The 19,892-nt window shown below is 53.9% G+C and carries 18 protein-coding genes and 2 tRNA genes; 8 read left to right on the top strand and 12 right to left on the bottom strand.

From position 1 onward, the window contains the following. Positions 1 to 8: 8 nt before the first annotated feature. Genes MIB40_RS10635 through MIB40_RS10650 form a run of 4 tightly spaced genes read right to left on the bottom strand, consistent with a single transcriptional unit; the run spans position 9 to position 5,463 of the window. Entirely contained in the window at positions 9 to 2,705 is a 2,697-nt protein-coding gene (locus tag MIB40_RS10635) for an arsenate reductase (azurin) large subunit (protein ID WP_249693872.1), read from the bottom strand. Between the two features lie 3 nt (positions 2,706 to 2,708). Beyond that, positions 2,709 to 3,236, bottom strand: coding sequence for an arsenate reductase (azurin) small subunit (locus tag MIB40_RS10640; protein ID WP_249693875.1), 528 nt, complete (start codon positions 3,234 to 3,236; stop codon positions 2,709 to 2,711). Further along, on the bottom strand, positions 3,236 to 4,369 hold the full coding sequence (locus MIB40_RS10645; RefSeq protein ID WP_249693877.1) for a cytochrome-c peroxidase: 1,134 nt from the start codon (positions 4,367 to 4,369) through the stop codon (positions 3,236 to 3,238). The genes MIB40_RS10640 and MIB40_RS10645 overlap by 1 nt, the downstream gene beginning before the upstream one ends. Then, on the bottom strand, positions 4,369 to 5,463 hold the full coding sequence (locus tag MIB40_RS10650; RefSeq protein WP_249693879.1) for a cytochrome-c peroxidase: 1,095 nt from the start codon (positions 5,461 to 5,463) through the stop codon (positions 4,369 to 4,371). The genes MIB40_RS10645 and MIB40_RS10650 overlap by 1 nt, the downstream gene beginning before the upstream one ends. Positions 5,464 to 5,690: 227 nt before the next feature. On the opposite strand from MIB40_RS10650, the gene MIB40_RS10655 reads away from it, so the two are divergent. Further along, a complete protein-coding gene (locus MIB40_RS10655) occupies positions 5,691 to 6,326 on the top strand; it encodes a plastocyanin/azurin family copper-binding protein (RefSeq protein WP_249693881.1) in 636 nt (211 codons plus the stop codon). Here the strand turns inward: MIB40_RS10655 and MIB40_RS10660 are convergent, their stop codons facing one another. Continuing rightward, a complete protein-coding gene (locus MIB40_RS10660; protein WP_249693883.1) occupies positions 6,327 to 7,820 on the bottom strand; it encodes an alanine/glycine:cation symporter family protein in 1,494 nt (497 codons plus the stop codon). Between the two features lie 250 nt (positions 7,821 to 8,070). On the opposite strand from MIB40_RS10660, the gene MIB40_RS10665 reads away from it, so the two are divergent. The 5 genes from MIB40_RS10665 to MIB40_RS10685 all read left to right on the top strand — a co-directional run bounded on the left by MIB40_RS10665 (position 8,071) and on the right by MIB40_RS10685 (position 14,279). Next, a complete protein-coding gene (locus tag MIB40_RS10665) occupies positions 8,071 to 9,081 on the top strand; it encodes a DUF4062 domain-containing protein (protein ID WP_249693885.1) in 1,011 nt (336 codons plus the stop codon). A 41-nt stretch (positions 9,082 to 9,122) separates the two neighbouring features. Beyond that, the gene (locus tag MIB40_RS10670) at positions 9,123 to 10,031 is read left to right on the top strand and encodes a class I SAM-dependent methyltransferase (protein WP_249693886.1); all 909 of its coding nucleotides are present in this window, start codon (positions 9,123 to 9,125) and stop codon (positions 10,029 to 10,031) included. Positions 10,032 to 10,183: 152 nt separating this feature from the next. Beyond that, positions 10,184 to 12,121, top strand: coding sequence for a methyl-accepting chemotaxis protein (locus tag MIB40_RS10675; protein ID WP_249693888.1), 1,938 nt, complete (start codon positions 10,184 to 10,186; stop codon positions 12,119 to 12,121). 42 nt (positions 12,122 to 12,163) lie between these two features. Continuing rightward, entirely contained in the window at positions 12,164 to 13,183 is a 1,020-nt protein-coding gene (ltaE, locus tag MIB40_RS10680) for a low-specificity L-threonine aldolase (protein ID WP_249693935.1), read from the top strand. Positions 13,184 to 13,463: 280 nt separating this feature from the next. Then, positions 13,464 to 14,279, top strand: coding sequence for a DUF6279 family lipoprotein (locus MIB40_RS10685; RefSeq protein ID WP_249693890.1), 816 nt, complete (start codon positions 13,464 to 13,466; stop codon positions 14,277 to 14,279). 201 nt (positions 14,280 to 14,480) lie between these two features. On the opposite strand, the gene MIB40_RS10690 is transcribed toward MIB40_RS10685, so the two are convergent. From MIB40_RS10690 to MIB40_RS10700, 3 genes are read right to left on the bottom strand one after another with little or no spacing between them, the layout of a single operon-like run. After that, positions 14,481 to 14,939, bottom strand: coding sequence for a copper chaperone PCu(A)C (locus MIB40_RS10690; RefSeq protein ID WP_249693892.1), 459 nt, complete (start codon positions 14,937 to 14,939; stop codon positions 14,481 to 14,483). A 41-nt stretch (positions 14,940 to 14,980) separates the two neighbouring features. Continuing rightward, a complete protein-coding gene (locus MIB40_RS10695; protein ID WP_249693894.1) occupies positions 14,981 to 15,571 on the bottom strand; it encodes an SCO family protein in 591 nt (196 codons plus the stop codon). After that, positions 15,568 to 16,023, bottom strand: a complete 456-nt coding sequence (locus tag MIB40_RS10700) for a hypothetical protein (RefSeq protein ID WP_249693895.1) — start codon at positions 16,021 to 16,023, stop codon at positions 15,568 to 15,570. Before MIB40_RS10700 ends, MIB40_RS10695 begins: the two co-directional genes overlap by 4 nt. Positions 16,024 to 16,095: 72 nt before the next feature. Between MIB40_RS10700 and MIB40_RS10705 the strand changes: the two genes are divergently transcribed. Continuing rightward, a complete protein-coding gene (locus tag MIB40_RS10705) occupies positions 16,096 to 16,908 on the top strand; it encodes a TatD family hydrolase (protein WP_249693897.1) in 813 nt (270 codons plus the stop codon). A gap of 240 nt (positions 16,909 to 17,148) precedes the next feature. After that, positions 17,149 to 17,769: a TetR/AcrR family transcriptional regulator gene (locus MIB40_RS10710; RefSeq protein ID WP_249693899.1), complete on the top strand. Its 621-nt coding sequence runs from the start codon at positions 17,149 to 17,151 to the stop codon at positions 17,767 to 17,769. 58 nt (positions 17,770 to 17,827) lie between these two features. On the opposite strand, the gene MIB40_RS10715 is transcribed toward MIB40_RS10710, so the two are convergent. From MIB40_RS10715 to pth, 4 genes are all read right to left on the bottom strand, one after another. Continuing rightward, positions 17,828 to 17,902: transfer RNA gene (locus MIB40_RS10715), tRNA-Gln, on the bottom strand. A gap of 43 nt (positions 17,903 to 17,945) precedes the next feature. Next, positions 17,946 to 18,022 (bottom strand) — tRNA-Met (locus MIB40_RS10720). Between the two features lie 149 nt (positions 18,023 to 18,171). Further along, entirely contained in the window at positions 18,172 to 19,263 is a 1,092-nt protein-coding gene (ychF, locus tag MIB40_RS10725) for a redox-regulated ATPase YchF (protein WP_249693905.1), read from the bottom strand. A 16-nt stretch (positions 19,264 to 19,279) separates the two neighbouring features. Beyond that, the gene (gene pth, locus MIB40_RS10730) at positions 19,280 to 19,876 is read right to left on the bottom strand and encodes an aminoacyl-tRNA hydrolase (protein WP_249693906.1); all 597 of its coding nucleotides are present in this window, start codon (positions 19,874 to 19,876) and stop codon (positions 19,280 to 19,282) included. Positions 19,877 to 19,892: the final 16 nt, after the last annotated feature.

The raw sequence follows: 19,892 nt of genomic DNA on the forward strand, positions 1-19,892 counted from the left end.
TCAGCTCATCAAGCCAGATCGCGCCGGGCAAAAGAAAAGTGCTCGAAACTATGCTTATAGGGGGACTCTCCGATACGGTGAACACGTGCAACACTCATTTTGTAATTGTAGTTGCCGCTGATCCAGTCCTGGATTCGGCCGCTTAGCGCATTAGCCGGGGCATCATAGCGAAGGAAGTCCATATAGAGTACGCCCTGTTTTATCTGAGGCGTGACATGGGCCACGGCCCTGACTTTGGCTGAAGTGAGTTCGATATGGCCATTCTCCATCAGTTTTGAGAAACGAAAATCATCCGCTTCGATGCCCAGCAGCGTGTGTTTGTGACCCGGTACCCGGTCCGAAAAAACCTCGACGTAATCACCGCTCTCGATGCCTCTGGTGCTGGCGTCGTCTGGATGGATTTCCACAATATTTTCCGGCAAGCGCCGGTTAAGATAGGGTTTGCGCTTATCGTCGAATCCGGATTGCCAGCGCTCCTTCAGGCGACCCGAGGTCAGCCAGAGTTCATCTTTTTGGGGGGACAGCCATTCCCAGTAATCGGAAAACAGCGACCAGGGAGATTTTTGCAGATTCAGCTTTCCCGTTTGGGAATTGAATGCCGTGAGCTTCTTGGTAAAACGGTTAACTCCCGCAGGGCCGCTGTCGGGTAGCTTTCGATTTATATCATGCAATCGCTTGGTGCCGATAAGCTGGCCGTCATCCTGCAACATGACGGGGCCCTGTATGCCCTCGGTGCCAAACTCGCGCATCTTGTCGTGCAGCGATTTGCCTTCTTTGTCCGCAACAATTTTAATCGGGTAAAAGTCTTTGCGTGATCCGCGCGTGAAGCGCGCCGCTTCTTCGGCGACCTCCGAGGCGTCTTGCCAGTCGAAACCCTCGAAGCCCATACGAGTCGCGATGCCTGCGATAATCCACCAGTCGGGTTTGGCCTCACCGGGGGCATCATAAAACTGGTCGTACAACCGAATGCGGCGTTCGCCGTTGGCCCTCATAAAGGGAGACTCGCCCCAGGTGGCGGCTGGCAAAATCAGGTCGGCATAACGCGCCCCTATCGGGTCGATTAGATAGATGTCCTGATTGATTACGACCGTGCCGCCGGAATCTGCGCGCCGTTTTAAGGTGTCGATTACCGCGTCTCTGTCCGTGCTGGTGATCTGGTGGGGGTTGTTGTGAACCAGCTGTTCAAAGCGATCACGCAGCTGATAAGTACCACTCATTGCTTGCAGCCAGGTGGTGCCGATAACGTGCGCCAGCCGAGTATGTCCGGATATAAAATAGCGGTCGGTATCCAAAGCACGCCGGCGTCGTCCCGGCAACTTCTCTGGTGACATATTGCGGGGGTACTTGCCGCCACGAACACCACCCCGTTGATGGCCGCCGCCGCGGCCAATGACCTGTCCGGGTCGACCGCCAGCGCCAACGATAATCCCCAGCGCGGATATGGCGTTGGTATTGCCGGTATTGTTGGACCAATAGAGCCCTTTCTCGATCATGATGGACGTTTTGGGCCGGTTACCATTTGCACGTGGAGCGGCCATCAGGCGCGCGGCCTGAACGATTTTTTCAGGGGCCACGCGGGAAACTTTTGCCGCATTCTCCAGGCTGAATTCGGGTTGATCCAGCAGCCATTGTGTCCAGTCCTCGAAACCATCGGTTTGAAATTTTCCCCAGGTGGTTCGCCACTGCCAGGGCGTATTGCGGGTGCCTTGGCCGAAACCGGAAGTGGATTCCCACTTGGTGTTGACCCAGTTTTTAATCCACTCTTTGTCCTGCCATTGGTTTTCGACAATCAGCCGCGCGATGGCATTGATCACCAGTAGGTCGGTGCCAGGGGTGACGTCCAGCCATAGGCCGCCGTTGTCTTCGGCAAAGGCCACACCGGCGGTTTTGCGCGGCAGCATAAAGATGGTTTTCTGGCCATTACGAATGCCGGGCATGATCCACTGGGTAAAAATGGTGTTCTTGGTTTCAAACGGGTCGGTACCACAGATCAGCAGAGTTTCTGCATCTCGCCAGTCTTCGTAGCAGGCGGCAAAATTATCGAAGCCCGCATCGCGAAACCCGGGCGTTGAGGTCACATCGGCAGGCGTGTCGTGAAAGGTAAAGTTAGGGGTTTGCAGGTGACGAAAGGCAAACTTGGAGATGGCGTAGGTGTTTTCGAAATATTGATAGGAATAGCTTTTAATGCCGTAGGCCTGGGCGCCATGTTGATCGATAACATAACGGCCAATGCTCGCCGCAATATCCAGCGCCAGCTCCCAGGAGATGGGTTGAAGGGTGCCGTTGACTCGTAGCAACGGGGTCTTTAATCGGTCCTTTGTCGGACCGTCTTCCCGGTAGCATTTTTGCGCCAGGGTTCCGCCGAGTATCGAGTGGTCTCCGCCTACATTGACCACTTTGGCCTCTCTGTCCGGTAACACCAGAACATGGTGCGCGGTGCCATTGTGTTTCACGATGGTGTGCATGTTGGGCGATACCCAAGTGCTTAATGGCGTTACCGGAAAATCCAGCCCCAGTGCGTTTGTCGCGGCTTGAGTGCTTCCCTGGGTCATGGTGGTCGGCCAGCGGTAGACCTTGTAGCCACAGCCAACGATGCAATAGTCGCAGACCGTTGTAATAACTTCTGCGTTGGTGGGCGGCAGGGGGACCGAGCAGGGTGCTGGAGATTGTGCGCAGTCATTCATCAGGTTGGTATCTTTGGACATGGCTTATACCGGGTTACTTTGGTGGCCGTAGACAAGGCCCAGAACGCCACGGGCAACAATCGTCTCAGCGTCGAGCTCAAGCACAATTTGTGGCAGGCTTTGGGTTGCGTTACCGGTGATCAGAATGCCGTGCCGGGTCAGGTCGAAACTGCTCAGGTGCAGCGGACAGGGACCCAGCGATGCGTTATTCGATTGATAGGTGCCTCTGAGATTACCGCCCATATGGGTGCAGGTCAGGCTGAAGGCGACTATGTCCTGGTCGGGTCCGATGCCCAGCCCTGCAGCTTGCCCCAGCTTGATCAACATACATTGGCTATAAGCACCCTTTTGGGGGTAATCAAAATAGAGGGGTTGGTGAATTTTCAGATCGCCAAGACGAGCCAGTGGTGTGCGGGTATGCCTGCCAACCTGTGCCTGAACCTCACCCAGACCCAGGACGGGCAGGGTTGTTAACGTGATAGCGGTTGCCGTGCTAAACAGAAAATCCCGGCGCTTGATCAGGCAGTTAGAAAGGGTGTTTGATTGGGTCATTAGTGAGGATTTTCCATGTTTGGCGCATCCAATGGCAGCATGAGTGGCAGTTCGGGTTCTTCAATCAAGATGGGTTCACCGCTCAGGCTTAGCAGGAACGCGATAAGATCTTGCTTTTCCTGTTCGTTCAAACCTAGCGGCTGGATCAACGTCGATCGGGTGTCGATAAATTCATTGTGATCGCCGCCTTCGTTGTAAAAGTCGATCACCTCTTCCAGGGTTTCCAGAGCGCCATTGTGCATATAGGGCGCGGTGTATCGGGTATAGCGTAACGAGGGTGTACGGAACTTGCCTTTATCCGCTTTTTGTTTGGTTCTGAAATACAAACCCAAATCATCTTTGGTGTTTCGGTAGAGCTCTTCGGTAACACCCTTGGCATAGAGCTCAAAACGGAACGTGATTTGCGCCATGCCATCTTCTTCCCATATCCAGGCCGGTGGCACACCAATGTTGTAATACTTCTGATCCGACAGCAGGGCGCCATTGTGGCAACGCACGCAACCGGCTTTGCCGGTAAACAGTTGTAGGCCTCGAAGTTGCTGAGCATTTAATGCTTGATCGTCGCCACGCATGTACTGGTCGAAGGGTGTATCGGTTTGCACCAATGTACGCTCGAACGCGGCGATGGCTCTCCAGGCATTATCAAGTTTGGGCCATGTGTCGCCAAACACCTGCTGGAACCGTTGGCGGTATTCCGGAATAAAGGCGAGACGTGCTTCCATCTGATCGGCTTCGCCATTGCCGGCCACCGCGCCTTTCTGGGCTGCAGGAGCCTGTTTTTCCAACGACGATACCGAGCCTTCCCAGAATAATTCAGAGTAATAGGCGCTATTGATAATGGTTTGGCTGTTACGCCAATGTACGGTGCCCGGGTAGCCCATGGATACCGAGTCGGGAAAGCTCCAGCCTGCTTTGGGTATGTGGCAGGAGGCACAGGAAATACTCCCGTCGCCGGAAATCCGTGAATCAAAAAACAGTAATCGTCCCAGGTCGATTTTGGCTTGTGTTTGCCGATTGTCGGTGGGTATCGGAGGTGGCCCAAGGGGTGCCAAAGCAGCGGGGCGTGAATCATCGGCGGCTATCGAAAAGGAACCGGTAGCCGCTAGCAATGATATTAAAAAGCGATATTTCATCAGTTCTTCTGCTCCCGCCAGTCTTCGATCACGGGATATTCCTCGGTATCGGGTGTTTGCGCGACAAAGGCTTCACCGGTCAGCGCGTCACCGGAAAGGGCGTGCAAGAAGGCCTGCAGATCCTGTTTTTCCTGCGGGGTCAGATGCAATGGACTGAGCCGAGGGCTCTTATTGGGATCTTTGCCGCCACCCTGGTTGTAGAATTCAATCACTTGCGACAACGAATCAAATACGCCGTTGTGCATATAGGGCGGTGTGTGGATAAGTTCCCGCAGGCCGGGTGTTTTGAAACTGCCCAGATCGCTGCCATCGGCGCGGTGCATTCGGACATGGGCGCCGACATCCCGGCGCAGCTGCAGGGGCCGGGCAACGCCCATAAACCTGGCGTAGCTAAGATAGGTCAGGTGCCGTACCGGGTCGGTAAAGATTTCCGGGTGTTCGGGGACGCCGAGGTTGTGCGTCTGCTCGTCGGTAAACAGGGGGCCATGGTGGCACTGGTTGCAGTTCGCCTTACCGTTGAAAAGCCGTTGGCCGCGCCGGGCCGCCTCAGATAATAAGCCCGTGTCGATAGCGGCGTTACGGCTGGTGAGCGTTTTCAAAAATTCTGGAATGGCTTTGCGCACACCGCCGTTTGAAGGTTCCCCGAGTCCGGCCTGCTGAAACAATTCATGGTATTCGGGCAGCTGTTTGAGGCGTTCCTGCATCAGCCGCATGTCCATGTTCATCAGCCAGCTTTCGGTAATCATCTCCCGGGTGACATCATTCAGATTGGTACCGATGCGGCCGTCGTGCAGCCAGCTCTCCCGGTGCGCGGTGTTGATCAAGGTGGGCGCATTGCGAAAGCCTTTCATACCGGTATAGGCCGGAGACAGGGCCTGAGGATTGGCAAAACCGTGTTCCGGTTGATGGCAGGAGGCGCAGGCGAGTTCGCTATCGCCCGAGAGCCGGGGATCATAGAACAGATGCTTACCGAGCTCGGCCAGGGGCGGGTTGACGGCTAAAGGGGCCGGTAGTTCCGCGCGACCACTGAATGCGATCGTTGATAGCCACAGAGTCAATAGCAGGCGACGGCTTGTTGAGCGCAAGCAAGTCATTGTTTCTTCCTTTGGCTACTATGCAGCGGTATGAAAATGCTTTCCGGGGCGGTGTCATGAGGTTGTCTCAGGAGTGCCGCTCAAAAGCCGTTTATGAGGTGTTGAAATCCCTTGGTCTAAGCCTAATGCAAGTGTCGTGCGTTGTTGTTGATAAGGATCAATTAATGCTAATGAGAATGATTGTAGTTTATGCTAATAAGTCAATGACAATAAAATGGAGCTTTGCCATGCCATTCTGGTTGCCGCGTTCTTTGCTCGGCCTTTCCTTTGCGGGTCTGCTGTGTGTGCCGAGTGCCTGGGCGGAAACGATCGAGGTCGAGATGATCTACCCGCCCGCGGATCCGGCGCATGGGGCTTTGTGTCACACCCCGGAGGGCGATGTTCCGGCGGATGCTTCGTTGTTGGCCATGCTGGATCAAGAGTCTCATCAGGCGACCGCCAGCACTGCAGGTGAATCGCAGTCCGTGCAGGTGGATCAGCTGATCGATACGGATGCGGATGATCCGTTGAAGATGTTCCGGTTTTCCCCCAACTACATTGAGATACAGCCCGGCGACAGCATTCGTTTTATGAACTCTCTGGGTCAGCACACTGTGGTGTCGATCAAAGGCATGATCCCGGAGGGAGCCGAACCCTTTAGCATCGCCCATGAAAAGGTGGCGGAGGTGACCTTTGAGCAGCCGGGGGTGTATGGCATTCGCTGCCGCGTCCACAGTCGTTATGGCATGGTGATGCTGGTTAAGGTGGGTGATGAGTTGCCAAATCTGGAGCAGGCACGCGAAAAACGCCACTACCGCAAAGCCGCCAAACAGTTTAAGCAACTGTTTCAGCGGCTGGATCGAAGCCTGGTGGCTGAGGGCTAGTTAACTCTGGCGAGCCGGGCTGGTTTCGCTGGCGTCTGCGTCCTGTTCATTGGTCAGGGCTTCACGCGCCTCTTCAGGTGTCTTATCCCAGACATCGGCATCCAGGGTGCGGTCCAGGAATTCAAACTTACGCCGGTCGAAGCAGGGGATTTCGCCACGGTCGACCTGTTGCTCGAAGTCCTTGATCACCCGAAAGACAATGCCAGACAACAGCAACAGTGCAATGACGTTGATGATGGCCATCATGCCCATGCTCAGGTCCGCCAGGCTCCAGACCACGGGCAGGCTGGCGATGGCGCCGTAGATCACCATGCCCAATACCGCCAGGCGGTAGATCACCACGGCCCATTGGCGATCGATGATAAAGCGCAGGTTGCTCTCGCCGTAATAGTAGTTGGCGATGATCGATGTGAACGCGAACAATAAAATGGCAATGGCGATAAAATCACTGCCCCAGCTACCGACCAGGCTGCTCAGCGCGTTTTGGGTCAGGGCAATGCCCTGCAGGCCACTGCCGCTCTCCAATTGTCCGGATACCAGCACAATCGCCGCCGTGGCCGTACAGATAACAATGGTGTCGATGAAGACCCCTGCCATGCCGATGATGCCCTGGGTCACCGGATGGGGTGGGTTGGGGGTCGCGGTTGCGGCCGCATTGGGCGCGCTTCCCATACCGGCCTCATTGGAAAAAAGGCCGCGTTTTACGCCCTGCATGATGGCCTGGGACACCAGGTAACCGGTGCCTCCCGCAGCCGCGCTGCCGATACCAAAGGCGCTGTCAAAAATCAGGCGAAACACCGCCGGCATTTCACTCAAGTGAGTAATCACGATAAACAGGGCGACGGCAATGTAGGCCAGAGCCATAAAGGGGACGACAATTTCGGCGAAGCGCGAAATGGAGCGAATGCCGCCGAAGACGATCAATGTGGTGACGATGGCTACCAGTACGCCGCTGACCCAGGGGGTTACGTCGAAGGCGTTATGCATCGCGGCGGCGATAGAGTTTGACTGAACCGAGTTAAAGGCCAGACCAAAAGCGATGATCAGGCAGATGGAAAAGGTAATACCCAGCCAGCGTTGGCCCAACGCTTTCTCGATATAGTAGGAGGGGCCACCACGGAAGGTGCCGTCACCATTACTGGTTTTATACAGCTGGGCCAGGGTGTTTTCCATCAGGCTGGAAGACATCCCCAGCAAGGCGATGACCCACATCCAGAAAATGGCGCCGGGTCCACCCAGATAGAGAGCCATGGCCACACCAGCCAGGTTGCCGGTTCCTACCCGGGCTGCCAGGCTGGTGCAAAAAGCCTGAAAGGATGAAATGCCATTGCCCGTTGTCTGCCGGCTTCCCAGCAGAGCACGAAAGGAAAAGCCCAGGCGGCGAAACTGGATGACACCGGTGCGCAGGGTGAAATAGATTCCGGCGCCCAGCAGCAGGTACACCAGGATGGATCCCCAGATCAGGTCGTTGGCAGAGGCAATAAGAGGGTTCATCCCGAATTCCAGAACTCGTTTGGGTTGGTTGGTATCGGGTTATGCTAAAACGGCAGGCTGTACCGCAGTAGTCGTACAATTACCTAAGATGTGCAGGTAAATCCTGAGGGGCTTGTCTGGCTTGGTAACCCCTTTGCGTAGAGATAGCGCTCTGGGGCTATATTCACTTTATGCTTTGCCGTTATAATCTTTATTACCTGCGCCGAAGCAGGGGGTACCCCATTCTTTTAATGCCGAGAGTACGTCACGCGTGACCACCAAGTTATACCAGGTCTTTATCAGTGGCTCCCACAGCGATTTGCAGGAGGAGCGATCTGCGCTATTGCATACTCTGTTGGGCATGGGCTGTATTCCGGTAGGACCGGAGCTGTTGCCTGATTTCGGCGATTCTTCAAAGGATATCTGGCCCCATGTCCAGCAGCAGATTTCGGCCAGTGACTATGTCATTGTCTTGAACGCCTCGCGCTATGGCCCCCTCACGCGCAGTGGCGTCAGCTATATGCACCGTGAATATACCTATGCCAAGACATTGAGAAAGCCGATTCTGTGCTTGTTGCATGATGGCAAACACGCTTTGGGTGCCGATCGCACCGAGGCGACTATGGAAGGGCAGGCGCGATTACGGGTCTTTCGTGACGAGCTTAAGGCACATCCGGAAATCAAGTGGGGCTCTGTCGCCGGTTTGAAACAGGCCATACAGCGTCACCTGCCGACCTTTATTGAAGATAACCCTTCACCGGGCTGGGTGCGTCCGGAGAATGCCAGCTTCTCCTTGCGTCAAGAGAACTTGCAGCTCAGGCAACAGGTCGCCGAGCTCAACGATTTGCGTGACACTCTGTCGCCGTCAGGGAGTAATAGCCTTGAAGACTCTCTCAGCGAGCGTGCCGAATTCTCGTTTATTTGTAACCTCTATATTGAAGGCAACTGCAAGCTGGCTACCTTGAAAGCCAGCATCAGCTGGAAAGACGTCTTCGCAGCCTTCTCCAGCCAGCTTAAACCCAGCGCCAGTGAAGACAAGATCAAGCAGGATCTGTCCGCCTATTTGGCCAATGCTTACCGAGGGTTGGTTTCCAAGCGGCATCCGGAAGCCCATGCGGTGAATGACTTTCAGTTCACCGAGCACTCCATGCGTATGATACGTTTGCAACTGCGCCGTTTGGGATTTATCAAAAAAGATACCCAATTATCAGACAAGAACCGTGCGATATGGCAACTTACGGCAGCGGGCGAACGTGCTCGTGGCCGTTTTATCGCAGCATGATCCCATTCCCTCAATTCGCATAAGGACAGGTTACTACCGACATGTTTTGGCTTGGAATCCTGATTGGTACGGTGCTTACCTGGCTCTTTATGTCGGGGGTGATCAAGCACCTGGCGAACGCTCTGAGTGGTCGGCTCTGGCGACCCAATCTGGATGCCAAATCGATGAGCCAGGAGCAATGGCTGTTGAACATTTCCGAGCACCCACCCAGCAGCTGGAACCATCTGGGGTATTGGAAAGAGGCCAGCACTTACGAGAGAGCCTGCGTTGAACTGGCTGGTTTGCTAGCTGATCGCGCTTGCCTGCGGGCCAGTGATCGAGTGGTTGATGTCTCCTTTGGTTGTTCCGATCAGTTGCTGATTTGGGTCGACTATTACCAGGTGCAATCCCTGCATGCTTTTAGCAAGGTGTATTGGCAGCAAGAGCAGGCGCGCCGACGATGCCAGCCCTTCAGCCAGGTACAGATTCATAAGGGTGACCATATGGCGGTTGCCGAGCTGCCCGAATCATCAGTGGACAAAGTGTTGGCGTTGGACAATGCCTATTATTTTTCAGATAAGGCGGGCTTTTTCCGTGAGTGCCGTCGCGTTCTCGTTGACGAGGGCACCTTGGCATTGACGGACATGGTGCTGGTACGTCCGCAGAGTGGCCGCTGGGAACAGTTTGTCTGGAAAATTCTGGCGCGTATGGCGGGAGTACCGCTGCAAAACCTTATTACTCGTGAAGAGTATGATGCCTTACTTGAAGCGCAAGGCTTCAAACAGGTGACCGTTTCCGACATAACCGACGATGTCTTCAGCGGTTTTTTATATTGGCAGCAACAACATTATATGAACCTGCGGACTTTCACGGGGCGCCAGCGATGGTTCAAGGTTCGGCTGACGGCAACCTTTATCCGTTGGTTCCTGGTGCGTGACCTGGTCAGGTACCTGTTAGTGACAGCACGCTAAGCACTGCCTATCCTATCTTTAGGGCTGCGTTTTACGCCGCCGATTCAAGCTTTTCACCCGGCAGCAGATACAGTAGATAAGCCCAGATCGTGGACTGGTCCGTTCAGTTCGTGTGCTTGATGTCCTATATAATGAAAAAACGGGTAATGATTATGTTAACCAGCCTTCTGAATAGCCTGCGCAGTCGCTTGCTCCTTCCATTAATCATCGCGGTGATCGTGGTGATAGCGTTGCAAACACTGATCACCCTGTCGCTCACCTCGGGTAGCGTCAATGAGCTGGTAGAAGGTGTCTCGGGGCAAATGGAAGCAGAGAACCTGAATATTGCCAGGGAGCTCGACGACAGCGGCCGCCAGGTTGAGCGTTCGATCGCGGCACTTGCGGAAAAATCCAGGGAGGTGTTGGCCACCACGCTGGAAGAGCAGCTAGGCAACGAGCAGGTTAAGGTGGCTTCCCAGCTGGCGAAAACACTAAAGGCTTCCGCGGATTCCATGGCGCAGTTGTTGGCGGCGGTGTCTCCGGCCGCTATCTGGGATGAGGATACGCCGCTATTGACCGAGTATGTGCGTGTGGCGCATAAGAATCCTGATGTAATTTTCGCCTTTTATTTCGATGCCGATGACAAGCCCCTGACGCGCCACCTGGAGCGCAATGATCCCCGGGTTAAACGTTTGCTTGAGCAGGGCGAGGGGCGGCGATCCCGGGATAAAGTACTCAGTGCGGCCCGCGCCGATAGTAATATTTATATCAGTAGCGTGGAGATTAATCCGCGGGGCGCGGTGATTGGGCGTTTTATTATGGGGGTATCTCGGGAAGAGGAGCAGCAAGCCGTTGAGGCCATGGAGAGCAGTTTTACCCAGGTGGTTGAGGTTAGCCAACAGTTGGTTGACGGAGCTATTCAGGTTCAGTCTGCAGGAACATTGAAAGACCTGGGCGCATCCATTGATAACGTCAAGCAGCGTAATGAGCAGGCGCTGTTAGTGGTGCAGCAGGATATAGAGAGCTCTTCTTCGATGCTGGTGCGAAATCTTACCCTGATCATGTTGGTCATGGGGGTATTGTTGGTGTTTGTGCTGGTGATTGCCATGGCAATACGGGTGCTGGCCAAGGTCAATGTGCTGACTGGCGAGGTACGTGAACTGGCCACCGGTGAAGGCGATTTGACGCGTCGCATTGCGATTCGCAGTAACGATGAAATTGGCGACATGGCGGCGGAAATAAACCGCTTTATCGAGAAAACCCAGGGCATCGTACAGGAGGTTAATGGCGCCGCTGACCAGACCGGTTCAAGCATCGATGACCTGTATCAGCAGAGCAGTCATATGCAGGAGGCGATGGATCGTCAGAAACAGGCTGTGGGACAGGTGAGCCATGCGCTTGATGAGATCGTCACCAGTATTCAGTATGAAACAGAAAGCGTGCAAAACTCATTACTCAGTGTCGATCAGGTCAGGGAAAACACCTCGCAGACTGTAGATATCTCCGGCAAGGTGCGAGAGCTGTTTACCTTGCTGGTGGAAAAGGTTCGTGAGGCATCCGATGTGGTCAACTCGCTGCAAGATCGGTCTGATCAGATTGGCACCGTACTGGATGTGATCAAGGGGATTGCCGAGCAAACCAACCTGTTGGCTCTCAATGCCGCAATAGAAGCGGCGCGTGCCGGAGAAAGTGGACGGGGCTTTGCCGTCGTCGCCGACGAGGTTCGCTCCTTGGCCAGTAAAACCCAGCAATCAACGGAAGATATTCAACGCACCATAGAATCTTTGCAGAGCGGCGCAAAAGGGGCGGTGGGTGTGATCGATGACGCCTGTTCCCATGCCGAAGAAGGGATTGAGGCCATTTCGATGGCGGACCAGCTACAGCAAAATGTGCAAGCTTCGGTGCAGGAGCTTTACGACCTGATCAATAATATTGCTTCTATGGCAGAAGAGCAGTCCCATGTATCGGTCGATCTCAAGAGCAGCGTTGACACCATCAACGGTGAAACTGAGCGTTCGTTACAGTCGGTTAATGAGGTCGCTGACACAGGCAGTAAGCTGGCTACCTTATCGGCGGCATTGAAGAAAGCGGTATCCCAGTTTCGTGTATAGTTAGGCGCTCTTGTCTTAACTGGTTCCGGAAATATGGCTTCAATAATCGATCTGCGCAGTGACACAGTCACTCAGCCCTCAAACGCAATGCGTGACGCGATGAGTCGAGCACCCGTGGGTGACGATGTCTTCGGCGAAGATCCTACGGTTAATCAACTTCAGGAATTGGCGGCTGCACTCAGCGGTCATCAGGCAGCACTGTTTGTGCCAACGGGGACTCAAAGTAATCTGGTTGGACTGCTGGCGCATTGCGAGCGTGGCGATGAATATATCTGTGGCCAGCAAGCCCATACTTATAAGTATGAAGGGGGCGGTGCGGCGGTGTTGGGCAGCATCCAGCCGCAGCCGATTGAATTCGAGGCTGATGGTAGTCTGGACCTGAAACGGGTTGAGGCGAGCATCAAAGCGGATGACTTTCATTTTGCCCGTACCCGATTGCTGGCGCTTGAAAATACCCACGCAGGAAAAGTATTGCCGCTGGATTACCTGCAAAGCGCCAGGGAATTCTGTGATCAAAAAGGCCTGGCCTACCACCTCGATGGTGCGCGAGTTTGCAATGCCGCGGTCAAGCTTGGCGTTAGTCTGGATACCATTACATCACCTTTTGATTCGGTTTCTATTTGTTTGTCCAAGGGGCTCGGGGCGCCTGTCGGCTCGGTACTTTGCGGATCCCATGAGCTGATCGGCAACGCGCGTCGCTGGCGCAAGGTGGTTGGCGGCGGTATGCGGCAAGCCGGAGTTCTGGCGGCGGCCGGAATTTATGCGTTGCAAAATAACGTGCAGCGGTTGGCCGAAGATCATCACAACGCCATGGAGTTAGCGCAAGGGTTGGCTGATATTGCTGAGCTGAGGGTGGAAACCGGTCGGGTGCAAACCAACATGCTGTACGTCGAGATGGCGCCAGAGCAGTTTGAACCCCTGAAGGTATTTATGGGGGAGCGAGGCATTCGACTCGATTCACGTCTGCCCATGCGCATGGTGACGCATCTGGATATATCTTCTGAAGACGTTATTCGAGTAGTGGCTGCGTTCAAACAGTTTTTTGCCAGCCGGCAAGGCTGAGTTATTTTTGACCAAACCTGGAAGATGCCCCGCCTCTCTGGGGTAGCCTGATTTATCCACAGCTGTTGCACAGGGCGGTGCAACATTTCTGTGGGTACTCCTGCGGCTGCTGATCGGATCTGCCAGATAGCCGGGTAATTTGCCAGTTAGAATTATGAGTAAACTCTGCCGGCTTTTTCTGCGTAAGATAATCAGTAAGCTGGTACTGCTATCCGGTCAGGGTGCCTTGCCGGAAGGGGCGTTGACTTGATTTATGTCGTGCGACGGGAGAGGTTAGGGAATGAAACCAGGCATCAAGGGATTGGTATTGCTAGTCAGCCTGTTTATGGTGGGTTGCACTCTCAAGCCTATTTACAACAACCTTTACTGGCTGGTGCCCTGGTACATAGAGGATTATGTCACTCTGAGGGACGGCCAGAGTCAGCGCATGCGTGATGGTTTGCGGGATTTTATCGAAGCCCATCGAGAGGAGCAGATACCCCATTACATTGGCTTTTTACGTTCACTGGAGCCATTCGCCGATGGAGTTACAGAACAGCAGCTGTGGTATCTGTCCCATCGAGTGGAGAACTTTTGGGATGAGCTCAAGCTTATGATGGCCCCGGAGATCGAGCATTTTATGCTGTCGCTCGATGAGCAACAGAAAAAAGAACTGTTTGAAAGCCTCGATGAATCTAACCAGGAGCTTCGTGAGCGCCTTCAGGAGCCCGGTGAGAGTGCTCAAGAGCGATATCGGGAACGTACCGAATCTCTGGTGGATTTCTGGTTGGGGTCGCCGACGGAGCAACAGCAACGTTTGCTGAAGGCTTATCAAGTACGCTTGAAGCCTAACGATCAAGGGTGGATCGACAGTCGTGAGCGTTGGCAGCAAGCCCTCAGGGAGGCGCTGGTGGAGCCGGTAGAGGTTGATCGGCTGCGTTTTCTGTTAACGCGTAATCGTGAACTCTGGAGTCTCAGTTACCGGGAGTCGATCCTGTATCACCGGGAGCTCACTGTGCAGTTGATCAGCCAGTTGAGCTATACCCTTACCGAACGACAGAAAAAGCGCTTTAAAGAGCAGCTGCAAGGTATTATCGAGAGTTTGGAATCGCTCTAGTGATAGCACTCAAGGCGTTTGTGATGGGCGCAGGGTAGATCTGGGTGAGCTACTCTAATGGATGGAGTGGGTACCCGTTAGTAGGGATACGGCTACTGGCTAAGAATCACAACTCTATAAATGTTGCTGTTGCATTGACGTCTCGGGCAGCGAAGGTTGGCCCACCACCCGAGAGGCTAAGCTTGGTATCGAAACTGAGGCTTAGTGGTCCATATGTGACATGCCGGATTTCATATCCGAGGTTGCCACGGGCAGCATCAGCTCTTTCTCGCTGCCATCGCTGAATTTCAGTACCACCTTGACCTGATCACCTTCCTTGAGAGGTTGCTTAAGGCCCATCAACATCACATGGTAGCTACCGGGCTTAAGCTCTAGAGTACCGCCGGCAGGAACCGCGACGCCTTCTTTCTGGTGTTCCATTTTCATCATCCCCCCCTCTTTCTTGCTGAGGTGGATTTGAACCATTTTAGCGACGCTGGAGTTTGCGGCGACCAGAGTTACCGCTGCGTCCTTGTGGTTGGCTATCTTCATGTAAGCGGCGCTATTGGGCGCTTCGGGAGGGACGGCCCGCACCCAGCCATCACTGATCATAAGATCTCCGGCGTAGAGGTTGACACTGAACGAACACAGCAGGGCCATAACAAGGGTTGATAGACGCATAGTTTCTCTCTTTTGTGGTTTAGATTGATATTTTGATGTGCTTAGTTGATCACTGAGCGGATACGGGTGCTCAGCTCGCTGGGCGTGGTTTCCCGTGGTAGCGTTGCGACCAGCTGACCTTCAGGATTGATCAGGAAGAAGTTGGCGCTATGGGACACCCAATACACGGAAGGATCATCACCTGTGTAGGTTTTCTCGTAGATCACACCATAGCTTCTGGCAACGGATGCAATCTGCTCTTCCGTGCCACGCAAGGTACCCAGTCGAGGGTGGAAAAAAGCGGCGTATTCCCCCAGTCGCCTGAGGTTGTCCCGAGCTGGGTCCAGGGTGATAAACAGAGCCTGCACTTTATCGTGCTCTTCTGTGTTTAACTGTTTCAGCGCGCCGCCGACAATACCCAGGTCAATGGGACAGATGTCCGGACAAGAGGCGTAGCCAAAATAGAGTACAACCGCTTTACCCTGGAGTTGTTGCAGGCTGACGGGGCCTTTGCTACTGGTGAGTGTAAAGGGAGGGGCTGGGGGGCGTTCCCTGGCCGCCGATTGTTCCTGATATAGGTAATACTGGACGCCCGCGGCAACGGTGACCATGGCAATCATAATCGGGATAAGTATCTGGTAAAAACGACTCACGTTAGGGGCTCCAGGGCAAAGGTGATCTGATAAATGCCGGCGTCTGTGGACAGGCGGAGCTCGGCAAGCCAGCGCATCTTCTGGTCCACAGTGCAGTAGCTGATTCGGGTGGTGGCATGGAAACCCTGAGCGGGGTTGCCTTCAAGAAAGACGGGTTGCAGCCCCATGTACATGCTTTCGCCAACAAACTGCAGCTGTGCTGAATTGACGCCTTCCGGGGTTTTCAGGCTGATTTCAAGGGGTTTGCCATGGGGCAGGCCGCGGGGCTCTATTTGCAAGGTAACATCGCCCAGTCCAGCCAGGTGAATGTTGCAGGGGGCGTTGAGGGGACAAGGGCCATTTACAGTGGCCAGTAATTGATCGGGAGGTTGGCGTTGCAGCCAGGTAGGCAAGACGACAATGCCCAGTAACAACAGGCCTAGACAAATGACTTGTATACCGGGATGACGCACGCTGAGGAGATTCCTTGTCAATTCAACTGTACGGATTATAAAGTGGGCTCAGGCTACAACCTAGGAGAATAAGTGCGTCAGATTGTCGCACATCAAGCTTCCATGTTTTTTGATACTCATTGCCATCTGGATTTCCCTCAATTTGATGACGGGCGTAGCCGTTTGCTGGACGACTGTGCCGCAGCCCGGGTGGATAAAATATTGATACCGGGAGTGTCGGCATCCAGTTGGGCTGGCTTGATGAGTCTGTGCGCCAAGAACGATTCAAGAGTTCAATTAATGGCAGCGGTGGGGTTGCATCCGTTTTATCTCGATCAGCACCAGGTAGTAGACCTGGTGCGATTGTCTCAATTGCTCCAGCAGCGGCCGGAATATCTGGTGGCGGTGGGAGAGATAGGCCTTGATTATATGTTGCCAGAGCACGGATGGCCGATGCAGCATCACCTGTTTCGCCAACAGCTTAAAATAGCCAAAAGTGAACAGTTACCGGTATTGCTTCATGTGCGTAAGGCTCATGATCAGGTGCTTAAGTGTCTTCGAGAGCTGGATTTTGATTGTGGCGGCGTTGTTCATGCGTTTTCAGGGAGTGAGCAACAGGCCCGGCGGTATATAGAACGTGGATTCCTGTTGGGCGTAGGAGGCGCCATCAGTTGGTCGCGCGCTACGCGGTTGCGAAGTATGATCGCGAGGCTGCCTATAGAAAGCCTGGTTCTTGAGACGGACGCTCCGGATATGATGCCGGCCTTTGCGGAAGGAGAGTGGAACTCACCCCTTAATTTGCCTGCTATTGCAGAGTGTCTTGCAGAACTGAAAAAGGTAAGTGTTTTGCAAATTGCGGATCAATCCCTACGCAATATTCTCAAGCTGCTCTATGCTGAGAAGTAATGGGCTTCTTTTTGACCTTGAGCAAGTCGGAGTTCGCATATGGCGGACTGTTCAATGGAGCTGTTTGAGGCCCGTGATAGTATCGAAATATGAGGCATAGGGATGTTTGTGGGAGTGTATTAAGTGTGCTCCAAATACGATAAAGCCTCGAAAGATCAAGATTCTGGCCCTAATGCTGACGTCAATGGATAAAGCGACGAGTGAGGGGCCACACACTATGCAAAGACGAGGAATCAAACCATGTCACTAGAGGCGATCACCAGAAAGATCCCACAGCAGCAGAGAGGTTTTGAGAAACAGCGACTTATTCTCGATATCTGCCAGGAGATCATACTTGAAGAGGATGTGAATTCGCTGAAAATGAATAATGTTGCGCAACGAGCGGGTATCTCTATCGGCTCTTTGTATCAATACTTTCCAACCAAGAGTGCGATTGTTGCTGCCTTAGCCGAAGAGGTTCTGGGTGCCTACCGTGAAACCGTGCAAAAGCTGCTTGATGCCGTCACAAGCAAAAAGGAGTTTGCCGAGGCGTTGCAGGCGATCATTGCCAAGACCGTGACTTACCATAAAAAGAATCCATTGCTGGGCGAAGTTAGCTTGGGTGCAGCTGCGGATCGGTTGACTCGTCATCTGGTTGCCGATGATGCCAAGCAGGGCGCGGTAGCTTTGACTGAAGTAGCCAAGCGGGTTGGTATCAAAGGGGATGACAAAACCTTGTTGCGTCAAAGTCGCTTGTTCGGCGCTTTGATGGCCAGTGCGGTTCAGATATCATTGAGCGAACGCGGCAAGGGAGCCAAGGATATCCTTGAAGCCTGCAGTACTTTGGTATTAAAAGAGTGGGGTCTGGCGCGTTACGCCTGAGGCCGGTCTTTCAGTGCTGCCGCCAGGGAGGTGGCAGCGTAAAGAATGCAAGAAAAGATGGCTGGGGTGGCAGGATTCGAACCTACGCATGCTGGGATCAAAACCCAGTGCCTTACCGCTTGGCGACACCCCAATAACCTGTCGATCCGGAAGAAATAATCTCCCTTCACTTTGTATGGTAGCTACGACTAGATTCGAACTAGTGACCCCAACATTATGAGTGTTGTGCTCTAACCAACTGAGCTACGTAGCCGTCGAAAGTGGCGCGTATTTTGTTGATTTCAGACCGCCTTGTCAAGCCTGATACGCGCTTATTTATCTCTTTTTGATGATACTCCGGGCCAGCTTTGATATCTCGCCCGGGAGTCGTTAATTTTGACCCTGTAAAGGCCGCTGACTGGCTTAGACGTTAAAGCGGAAGTGAACCACATCACCGTCGGCAACCACGTACTCTTTGCCCTCAAGGCGCCACTTGCCAGCCTCTTTTGCGCCCTGTTCGCCATTGAAGGCGACAAAGTCATCGTAAGCGGTCACTTCGGCGCGAATAAAGCCTTTTTCAAAGTCGGTATGAATGACTCCTGCTGCTTGAGGGGCGGTAGCGCCTACCTTAACGGTCCAGGCCCGAACCTCTTTTACGCCCGCTGTGAAGTAAGTTTGCAGCCCCAACAACGAATAGCCCGCGCGAATGACGCGATCGAGACCTGCTTCTTCCATACCCATTTCCTGAAGGAACTCGAGCTTCTCTTCATCTTCGAGTTCGGAAATTTCAGCTTCCAGCTTATTACAGATTGGAACAACGACGGCATTCTCCTGTTCGGCGATGGCTCGAACGGCATCCAGGTGGGGGTTGTTCTCGAAGCCTTCCTCATCGACGTTAGCGATGTACATGGTCGGTTTTGTGGTCAGCAGGTGGAAGCTGCGTACTTCCTTTTCCTCATCGTCAGTGAGCGTCAGTGAGCGCACAGGCAGCCCCTGGTCCAGGTGAGGTTGTAGCTTCTCAAGGATGGCTTTCTGGCGAACGGCATCCTTGTCGCCGCTCTTGGCAACCCGGGCAACCCGCTGTAGTTGTTTTTCGACGGATTCCAGGTCTGCCAGTGCCAGTTCGGTATTGATCACCTCAATATCTGAAACGGGATCGATCTGATTGGCTACGTGGATAACATTTTCATCTTCGAAGCAGCGCACCACATGGGCGATAGCGTCGGTTTCGCGGATATTGGCCAGAAACTGGTTGCCCAGCCCTTCACCCTTGGAGGCGCCTGCTACCAGGCCCGCGATATCGACGAACTCCATGGTGGCGGCCACGACACGTTCCGGCTTTACAATCTCCGCCAGCTTGTCTTGACGTGGATCTGGCATCGGGACAACACCGGCGTTGGGCTCGATGGTGCAAAAAGGGAAGTTTTCAGCACCGATGCCTGCTTTGGTGAGCGCATTAAACAGTGTGGACTTGCCTACGTTGGGTAGGCCGACGATACCGCATTTAAAACCCATGATTGTGATCCTGTGACTAGCCTTTGTAGCTATGCAATGTCTGTACGCCTTTGTTCCAGGCGCCGTCCAGCAGTGTGGGAAGTACCCTTACTGCTTCATCGATAGCGTTGTCGAGTTTGGTTTGATCGGTTTGCGAGGCTCGGCTCAAAACGTGCCCAGTCACCTGGCTGCTGTGCCCTGGGTGGCCAATGCCTAAGCGCAAACGAAGAAACTGGTTGCCGCCCATGCGGCTGATGATGTCTCGCAGGCCGTTATGCCCGCCATGACCACCGCCTTGTTTGAGGCGAGCTAAGCCAACGTCGATATCGAGTTCGTCGTGGGCCACCAGAATTGCTTCGATCGGAATTTTATAGAAGTTGGCAATCGCAGCCACCGCTTGACCGCTTCGGTTCATAAAGGTGGTGGGATTGATCAGGCGAATATCATGACCCTGCAGGGATACACGGGCACAGTCGCCAAAAAACTTGCGTTCGCTTTGCAACCTGGAACCACAGGAGCGGGCCAGTTGCTCAACGAAAAGGGCGCCGGCGTTATGACGGGTTTGCTCATATTCAGGGCCTGGATTTCCCAGGCCCACAATAAGCTGAATACTGTCTGGAGCGTTAGCTGCCACGCCGGTGCCTCGGGCT

Origin of the sequence: Aestuariirhabdus haliotis (assembly GCF_023509475.1) — a bacterium.
Taxonomy (GTDB): Bacteria; Pseudomonadota; Gammaproteobacteria; order Pseudomonadales; family Aestuariirhabdaceae; genus Aestuariirhabdus; species Aestuariirhabdus haliotis.

What these genes read in the sequence shown, in the direction of transcription:
- MIB40_RS10690 (WP_249693892.1), bottom strand. Translation starts at nt 14,939, where the DNA reads ATGCGTCTATCAACCCTTGTTATGGCCCTGCTGTGTTCGTTCAGTGTC.
- MIB40_RS10675 (WP_249693888.1), top strand. Translation starts at nt 10,184, where the DNA reads ATGTTAACCAGCCTTCTGAATAGCCTGCGCAGTCGCTTGCTCCTTCCA.
- MIB40_RS10650 (WP_249693879.1), bottom strand. Translation starts at nt 5,463, where the DNA reads ATGACTTGCTTGCGCTCAACAAGCCGTCGCCTGCTATTGACTCTGTGG.
- MIB40_RS10645 (WP_249693877.1), bottom strand. Translation starts at nt 4,369, where the DNA reads ATGAAATATCGCTTTTTAATATCATTGCTAGCGGCTACCGGTTCCTTT.
- ychF (WP_249693905.1), bottom strand. Translation starts at nt 19,263, where the DNA reads ATGGGTTTTAAATGCGGTATCGTCGGCCTACCCAACGTAGGCAAGTCC.
- MIB40_RS10685 (WP_249693890.1), top strand. Translation starts at nt 13,464, where the DNA reads ATGAAACCAGGCATCAAGGGATTGGTATTGCTAGTCAGCCTGTTTATG.
- MIB40_RS10635 (WP_249693872.1), bottom strand. Translation starts at nt 2,705, where the DNA reads ATGTCCAAAGATACCAACCTGATGAATGACTGCGCACAATCTCCAGCA.
- MIB40_RS10655 (WP_249693881.1), top strand. Translation starts at nt 5,691, where the DNA reads ATGCCATTCTGGTTGCCGCGTTCTTTGCTCGGCCTTTCCTTTGCGGGT.
- MIB40_RS10670 (WP_249693886.1), top strand. Translation starts at nt 9,123, where the DNA reads ATGTTTTGGCTTGGAATCCTGATTGGTACGGTGCTTACCTGGCTCTTT.
- MIB40_RS10640 (WP_249693875.1), bottom strand. Translation starts at nt 3,236, where the DNA reads ATGACCCAATCAAACACCCTTTCTAACTGCCTGATCAAGCGCCGGGAT.
- MIB40_RS10660 (WP_249693883.1), bottom strand. Translation starts at nt 7,820, where the DNA reads ATGAACCCTCTTATTGCCTCTGCCAACGACCTGATCTGGGGATCCATC.
- MIB40_RS10710 (WP_249693899.1), top strand. Translation starts at nt 17,149, where the DNA reads ATGTCACTAGAGGCGATCACCAGAAAGATCCCACAGCAGCAGAGAGGT.